Consider the following 7,240-nt stretch of genomic DNA (forward strand, 5'->3'; position numbering starts at 1 on the left):
GGTGGGGCGGTCGGTACGGCGGGTATCGCAGGTGCGGTGGGTGCGACGGGGTGCGGGTCGACGGCCCGTCGCACTGTCCGGGCGGGCGCCCGTGCAGTCGGGCTGAGCGGCGGCCGGACCGGGAGCCGGTCCGGTGCCGGAAGGCGGGCGGCGAGACGGAACCCGCCTCCGCCGTCGGGGCCCGCGTCGAAGTGCCCGCCGAGCGCGCCGACCCGCTCGCCGAGCCCGACCAGGCCGTAACCGCCCCCGGTACAGGCACCGGACGGAGCCCGGTCACCCGCGCCGTTGCGTACCTCGACGGTCGTCGCGGGCGCGCCGTACCGGACGCGGACGGTGACCGGGGCGGTGTGCGCGTACTTGCGCGCGTTGGTCAACGCCTCCTGGACGACCCGGTGCACGGCCAGCCGGTGGGTGGTCGGGATGTCCTCCGGGTCACCGGCGAGGGCCAGTTCCACGCGCTGGCCGGAGCCAGTGGCCTCGGCGACGAGTTCGGCGAGGTCGCGCAGGGCGGGCGCGGCGACGGGCGGACGGGAGTCGGCCGACGAGTCGGAGTCGGCGGGTGGACGGGGAGTCACGGGTTCGGGGAGCGGCGCACCGCCTGCCTCTGAGGGCACGGGGCCCGGCGCGGCGCCCGGTCCCGTACTCGCGCCCGTGCTCGTGCTCGTACTCCCCCGCCCGACGGCGGTGCGGATGCTGTCGGGCGCCCCGGCGTCACCGGCCGGGCCGGCCTGACCGGACGGGACGACCGACTCCGACGGACCGGCCGGCAGGGTCGTCCCCACGGGTCCGGGCGGATCGGCGCGGAGCGCGCCGAGAACGTCGCGCAGGTCGTCGAGCGAGCGGGCGGCCGTGGCCCGGAGCAGTTCGAGGCGGTGGGCGAGGCGCTCCGGGTCGTCCGCCACCGTGCCGGCCCCGGCCTGGTCGCGCAGCACACCGGCGTGCAGGACGAGGAGGCTGAGCCGGTGGGCGAGGACGTCGTGCATCTCGCGGGCGATCCGGGCACGTTCGGCGGAGCGGGCCTGCTCGGCCCGGAGTTCGCGCTCCCGGCCGAGTGCCTCGACCTTGGCGTTCAGGGTCCGGATCAGTACGCGGCGGCTGTGCAGCCACAGCCCCAGGGAGAGGACGGCCGCTTCGACCAGGAGTTGGGAACCGGTGGTGCCGGCCCAGTCGGCGAGGGTCTCGGCCCGGACCGCGCCGAGCCCGGCGAGCGCGACCGCGGCGGCGAGTGCCGGGCCGGAGCGACCCGTCGAGGCCAGGTGGTAGAGGCTGAACAGGCCGGGGAAGGCGCGGTTCAGCAGTCCGCTGAACAGGACTGGAAGTACGGCGGCGGCGACCGGGTGGCGGCGGGCCAGCAGCAGGGACAGCGGGGCAAGGACGGCTCCGGCCATGCGCACCGGGCGCCAGGGGAGATCGTGGACGTGCCACTGGGCGAGGCTCTCCTCGACGACGAGCACGAGGACGGTCAGCAGGAGCAGCGTCTCGGTCGGGCGGTGCCGACCGGGGGCGTACCAGCCGAGCAGGCGTTGCTGGTTGTTCATGCGGATCCACCTCCTTCTGTCCGTCGTCCGGGCCCGATGCTACGACGAACCGGCAGTGCGCCACCCCTGTCGATCGGCCATCGGCACCCTCGACTTTCGTCGGGGGTGCGGAGCATCTTTCGGCCATTCCACGCAGGTCGGACTCTCTCTAGCGTCACTGTCATGACGACACATCAGCTTGGCCAGGGGCCCGTCTCCCCCGCCGACACCACGGAGATCGCGAGCGCCGCGACCGCTCGCGCCGGGCGGCGGAGACCGGACGGCGGTGACGGGTGGCTCTTCCTGTCCGAGGCGCTGCGCACGTTCCGGCTGACGGGCGCGGTGGCGCCGAGCGGGGCGGAACTGGTGAACGCGCTGACGGTCCCGGCGACGAGCCGTCCGGACCGGCCGCTCTCGGTGCTGGAGGTGGGGGCCGGGACGGGCGTGGTGACGCGGCGGCTGGTCCGGGTGCTGCGGGCGGGAGACCGGTTGCACGTGGTGGAGCCCAATCCCCGGTTCGCCCAACGGCTTCGGACGGACGAGGAGTTGGCGCGGCGCGGGACGGATCTCGGCCTGCGGCTGTCGACGTGCCGGGTGCAGGACCTGCCGGGGTGCGGCCCACCCGCCGCCGGGGACGGAGGCCGCGAGGACGGTCGGTCGGGAGCGGCCGCCGAACGGTACGACGTGATCGTGTCGGGGCTGCCGTTCACCAACTTCGAACCGGCGGAGGTGCGGCGCATCCTCGATCTCTATCTGTGGCTGCTGGTGCCGGGAGGTGAGCTGACGTACTTCGAGTACCTGGGGACGTCGGCGGCACGGCTGCTGACGTCCGGCCCCCGGCAGAGTGCGCGGCACCGGGCGGTGGTGCGGTTACTGCGCCGGTTCGAGGAGGAGTACGGGCTGGGCAGCCGGGTGGCGTGGCGGAACGTCCCCCCGGCGCGGGCCCACCTGCTGCGCGCACCGGGCGGGAGCCGGTCGGCGACGGACGCGGGGCCCGCGAGCGCGGCGGCGGGTGCCCCGGGTGCGGCCGTCGCGAGCGCCGACGACCCGGCGGGCGGGGTCGCGGCGTCCGCTCGATGATGGACCGGACGCCCCCGGGCCCGGCGCCGACGGCCCGGTCGGCGGGCCGAGCAGTGGATCGAGCAGTGCGTTGAGCGTTGAGCAGTGCGTTGAGCGCAGTGCGTCGAGCAGTGCGTTGAGCAGTGGATCGAGCAGCGCATCGAGCAGCGAGGAGTCCGCCATGACAGTCACGATCCGTGACGCCGAGGGTGCCGGCCGGTTCGAGGCGTGGTCGGACGGCACCCTGGCCGGGTTCGCCGAGTACCTGCGCAGCGACGGGCTGGTGGTGTACCCGCACACGGTGGTCGAGCCCGCGTACGAGGGGCAGGGCGTCGGCGGGGCGCTGGCCCGGGCGGCCCTGGACGACGCGCGGGCGCGGGGGCTGGCGGTCCTGGCGACGTGCCCGTTCATCAAGGGGTGGATGCTCCGGCATCCCGAGTACATCGACCTGGCGTACGAGAACCGCAGCCGGGTGAGCGACTGATGGCCGCCGTCAGCCGCGCAGGCACCGAGGGCACGGGCGGCACCGAGGGCACGGACAGCAACGGCGGCGAAAAGGCGGCGGGCGGGCGCGCCAGCGGAGCCCGGGCGTACCGGGGGGACGGGATCACGGTGTCCTTCGACGCCCGAGTGTGCCGGCATGCCGCCGAGTGCGTGCACGGGCTGCCGGCGGTGTTCGACACGGCACGGAGGCCGTGGATCATGCCGGACGCCGCCGAGCCGGGGGTGATCGCCGAGGTGGTGCGCCGCTGTCCGACGGGGGCGCTGGCCTACCGACTGGCGGACGGCGGGGCGGAGGCCCCGGACCGGCCGACCACGGTGCGGCGGACGGCCGACGGACGGCTGCTGGTCCGAGGCGAGCTGCGGGTGACGGACGCGTCGGGGGAGGTCCGGGAGGCGCCGCGGGCGATGCTGTGCGGCTGCGGCCGGAGCGCGGAGCCGCCGTACTGCGACCGGAGCGGGGAGTGCGGCGAGCACAAGGGGTGAGCCCCTCCGGCGGTGCGCAGCGACCGGGACCCGAACGGCCCCGTACCTCCACACCTCCACACCTCCACACGCGCGGCCACCGCAGCCGGCCCGGGGCCCGGTGATCAACAAATGACAGCTGACAGATTTCAGATGACAGATTTTGAATTCTGTCAGTCGCTGTGTCATCGTTGACCCATGTCCACCACCCAGAACCCCCGCTACCTCCCCCCGCGCAAGCTCGGCGCCGCCGGCCCGACGGTCTCGACCCTCGGCCTCGGCTGCATGGGCATGTCGGACCTCTACGGCCCCGCCGACGAGGCCGAGAGCATCGCGACCATCCACGCCGCCCTCGACGCCGGCGTCACCCTGCTCGACACCGGCGACTTCTACGGCATGGGCCACAACGAGCTGCTGATCCACGAGGCGCTGCGCGGCCGCGACCGCGAGGAGGTCCGGATCAGCGTGAAGTTCGGCGCCCAGCGCAGCCCGGACGGCCAGTGGCTCGGCTACGACGCCCGCCCGGCGGCGGTCAAGACCGCCCTCGCCTACACCCTGCGCCGCCTGCGCACCGACCACATCGACATCTACCGCCCCGCCCGGCTGGACCCGGCCGTGCCGGTCGAGGAGACCGTCGGCGCGATCGCGGAGCTGGTCCAGGCCGGCTACGTCCGCCACATCGGCCTCTCCGAGGTCGGCGCCGACACCCTGCGCCGCGCCGCCGCCGTCCACCCGATCAGTGACCTCCAGATCGAGTACTCGCTCATCTCCCGCTCCGTCGAGGCCGGGATCCTGCCCGCCGCGCGTGAGCTCGGCATCGGCGTGACCGCCTACGGCGTGCTCTCGCGCGGCCTGCTCAGCGGCCACTGGCAGAACGACCGGGAACTGGCCGGCACCGACTTCCGCGGCCACAGCCCCCGCTTCCAGGGCGACAACCTCACCCACAACCTCCGGCTCGTCGACGCCCTGCGCGCGGTAGCCGCCGAACGGAAGGCCACCGTCGCGCAGATCGCGATCGCCTGGGTCGCCTCGCGTGGCGAGGACGTCGTCCCGCTGGTCGGCGCCCGCCGCCGCGACCGCCTCACCGAGGCTCTCGGAGCACTCGACGTGACCCTCACCGAGGCCGACCTCGCGGCCATCGAGGCGGCGGTCCCTGCCGGGTCCGCGGCCGGCGACAGGTACGCTGCCGCCCAGATGGCCCATCTCGACAGCGAGCACTGAGGCGCGGTCCCGGCCGCGTCGGCAGACCGCTCCGGGCGGGACCGTCAGCACCCGCACCAACCGCCGGCCGACCGGCGGCCCGCCCCGACCGGCCGCCGACCGGCCGACCGTCCACCCGCCGCACCCCGGCGGGCGGACGCCTCACCCGTAAGGACGTACCTCCCCGTGAGCACGGACAGCGCACTCACCGCCGAGCAGATCCTGGGCGCGACGGAGGACGTCCTCAGGCGGTTCGGCCCGGCGAAGGCCACCGTCGTCGACGTCGCCCGCACGCTCGGCGTCAGCCACGGCAGCGTCTACCGCTTCTTCCCGAGCAAGGCGGCGCTGCGCGAGGCCGTCACCGAACGCTGGCTCGCCCAGGCCCACGACGAGCTGCGCCTCATCACCACCGAGACCGGGCCGGCCGCCGAGCGCCTGCACCGCTGGCTGGCCACGCTCTTCGCCGCCAAGCGCCGCAAGGCCTTCGACGACCCTCAGCTGTTCGCGACCTACATGACGCTGGTCGGCGAGAACAGCCACACGGTCGAGACCCACATCGGGACGCTGATCGCCCAGATCGCCGATATCGTCCGGGACGGCACGGAGAGCAAGGAGTTCCACCCCGCCCGCACCGACTCGACCGCCCACACCGACGCGAGCACCCGCATCGACTCGACCGCCCGCGCCGTGTTCGAGGCGACCGCCCACTTCCACGACCCCGCCCACGCGGCGAGCTGGTCCGACCCGGCCGCCGACGAGCGGTTCGAGGCCCTCTGGCGGCTCATCCTCGGCGGCCTGGCCGCCAGGGCCTGACCCCTTCCCCGCCGGACATCCGCCCACCGTGCCGCCCAGCGGGGCGGCACGGTCCGGACACGACGGACCGGCCGCGCCGTCTCCCGCGCGGCCGGTCCGGCCCGTCGCACCTACTCTCCTCGCCCCTGCCGGGTGCCCCGGCCCGCGGTCAGTCGCGGGAGTTGCCGAAGACGAGCCGGTAGAGGATCAGCAGCACCAGGGCGCCACCGATCGCGGACGCCCAGGTCGCCAGGTCGAAGAACTGCGCCGTCACCGGCCGGTCCAGGAACTTCGCGGAGATCCATCCGCCGACGAAGGAGCCGGCGACTCCGATCAGGGTGGTCACCACCAGGCCCCCCGGGTCCCGCCCCGGCAGCAGCAGCTTGGCCAGGGCCCCGGCCACCAGGCCCAGCACGATCCATGCGACGAAGCTCACGCGTCCTCCCGCCCTTCGAGCCGTACGGCGGCCCCGTGCACGCCGTACTGCCTGCAGGGACGCCGCACCACCGCCGGACGGTTCCGCGCCCGGCACGTCCGCGCGCGAAGGCCCGCGGCCCGCGGTCCACCGCTGGCGTGGCGCCCTTCTCGGGACCCGACTGCCCCGGAATACTGCGGCCATGCGCATCCTGATCGCCACCGCCGGCTCACGGGGCGACGTCGCCCCCTTCACCGGACTCGGCGCCCGCCTCCACGCGGCCGGCCATCAGGTGGCCCTCGCCACCCACGCGACCTTCGCCGACTCCGTCCGCGCCTGCGGACTGGAGTTCCGCCCGCTGCCGATCGACCCGCGCGCCGAACTAGCCTCCACCCAGGGCCAACAGCTCCTGCGGGCCGGCTCCGGGCCACTCGGCCTCCTCCAACTGGTGCTCCTCGCCCGCTCGTTCATGCCCGCCCTCGGCACGGGGATCGCCGCCGCGGCAGAACCCGGCGCCGACCTCCTCCTCACCACCAGCACCACCGCCGACCTGGGCCAGGCCGTCGCCGAGGCCGCCGGCATCCCGAACATCGCCCTCCACCTCCAACCCCTCTCCCCCACCCGCGAGTTCGCACCGGCGGTCACCGGCACCCGATCCCTCGGCGGACCGGGCAACCTGCTCGCCGGCCACGCCGTGCAGGCCGCCGTCGACCGGCTCTTCGCCCCCGCCGTCCACGGCCTCCGCCGCCAACTCGGCCTGCCTGCCCGCTCCGTGGCACGCGGCCGCCGCAACCGCACCGTGCTGCACGGCTTCTCGCCACGAGTTGTCCCCCGCCCCGCCGACTGGAGCCCGTCCCTCGGCGTCACCGGCTACTGGTGGCCCCGGACCGACCCCGCCTGGCAACCCCCGCACCGCCTCCTGGACTTCCTCGCCGCCGGACCGCCACCCGTGTACATCGGCTTCGGCAGTCTCGTCGTCCCCGACCCCGAACGGCTCACCGCCACCGTCCTCGCCGCCGTCCGCGCCGCCCGCGTCCGCGCCGTCGTCCAGTCCGGCTGGAGCGGCCTCAGCGCACCCGACGACAACGACGACGTCCTCACCATCGGCGACACCCCGCACGACTGGCTCTTCCCCCGCATGGCCGCCACCGTCCACCACGCCGGCGCCGGCACCACCGCCGCCACCCTCCGCGCCGGAACCCCCACCATCCCCGTCCCCGCCCAACTCGACGCCCCCTTCTGGTCCGCCCGCCTCACCCGCCTCGGCACCTCCCCCGGCCCGATCCCCCTC

The 7,240-nt window shown here is 75.0% G+C and carries 8 protein-coding genes; 6 read left to right on the plus strand and 2 right to left on the minus strand.

The window, feature by feature from the left end:
- Positions 1 to 1,538: histidine kinase (locus VR45_RS02845; protein ID WP_045938072.1), on the minus strand; the 1,538-nt coding region annotated here is incomplete at its 3' end.
- 162 nt (positions 1,539 to 1,700) lie between these two features.
- Here VR45_RS02845 and VR45_RS02850 point away from each other — a divergent pair.
- The 5 genes from VR45_RS02850 to VR45_RS02870 all read left to right on the plus strand — a co-directional run bounded on the left by VR45_RS02850 (position 1,701) and on the right by VR45_RS02870 (position 5,555).
- On the plus strand, positions 1,701 to 2,597 hold the full coding sequence (locus VR45_RS02850; protein WP_052708809.1) for a hypothetical protein: 897 nt from the start codon (positions 1,701 to 1,703) through the stop codon (positions 2,595 to 2,597).
- A 160-nt stretch (positions 2,598 to 2,757) separates the two neighbouring features.
- Positions 2,758 to 3,060 (plus strand): GNAT family N-acetyltransferase, encoded by a 303-nt coding sequence (locus tag VR45_RS02855; RefSeq protein WP_045938073.1) that lies wholly within the window; start codon positions 2,758 to 2,760, stop codon positions 3,058 to 3,060.
- The gene (locus VR45_RS02860; RefSeq protein ID WP_078896184.1) at positions 3,060 to 3,563 is read left to right on the plus strand and encodes a (4Fe-4S)-binding protein; all 504 of its coding nucleotides are present in this window, start codon (positions 3,060 to 3,062) and stop codon (positions 3,561 to 3,563) included. The genes VR45_RS02855 and VR45_RS02860 overlap by 1 nt, the downstream gene beginning before the upstream one ends.
- Positions 3,564 to 3,740: 177 nt before the next feature.
- Positions 3,741 to 4,763 carry an aldo/keto reductase gene (locus VR45_RS02865; protein WP_045938074.1) on the plus strand — a complete coding sequence of 341 codons (1,023 nt, stop codon included), beginning with the start codon at positions 3,741 to 3,743 and terminating at the stop codon, positions 4,761 to 4,763.
- A 165-nt stretch (positions 4,764 to 4,928) separates the two neighbouring features.
- Entirely contained in the window at positions 4,929 to 5,555 is a 627-nt protein-coding gene (locus VR45_RS02870; protein WP_045938075.1) for a TetR/AcrR family transcriptional regulator, read from the plus strand.
- A 148-nt stretch (positions 5,556 to 5,703) separates the two neighbouring features.
- On the opposite strand, the gene VR45_RS45295 is transcribed toward VR45_RS02870, so the two are convergent.
- Entirely contained in the window at positions 5,704 to 5,970 is a 267-nt protein-coding gene (locus VR45_RS45295; RefSeq protein ID WP_045938076.1) for a GlsB/YeaQ/YmgE family stress response membrane protein, read from the minus strand.
- A gap of 181 nt (positions 5,971 to 6,151) precedes the next feature.
- Here VR45_RS45295 and VR45_RS49905 point away from each other — a divergent pair.
- The coding region (locus VR45_RS49905; protein WP_045938077.1) for a glycosyltransferase at positions 6,152 to 7,240 on the plus strand (1,089 nt) is incomplete at its 3' end.

This window comes from Streptomyces sp. NRRL S-495 (assembly GCF_000966955.1).
GTDB classification, from domain to species: Bacteria; Actinomycetota; Actinomycetes; order Streptomycetales; family Streptomycetaceae; genus Kitasatospora; species Kitasatospora purpeofusca.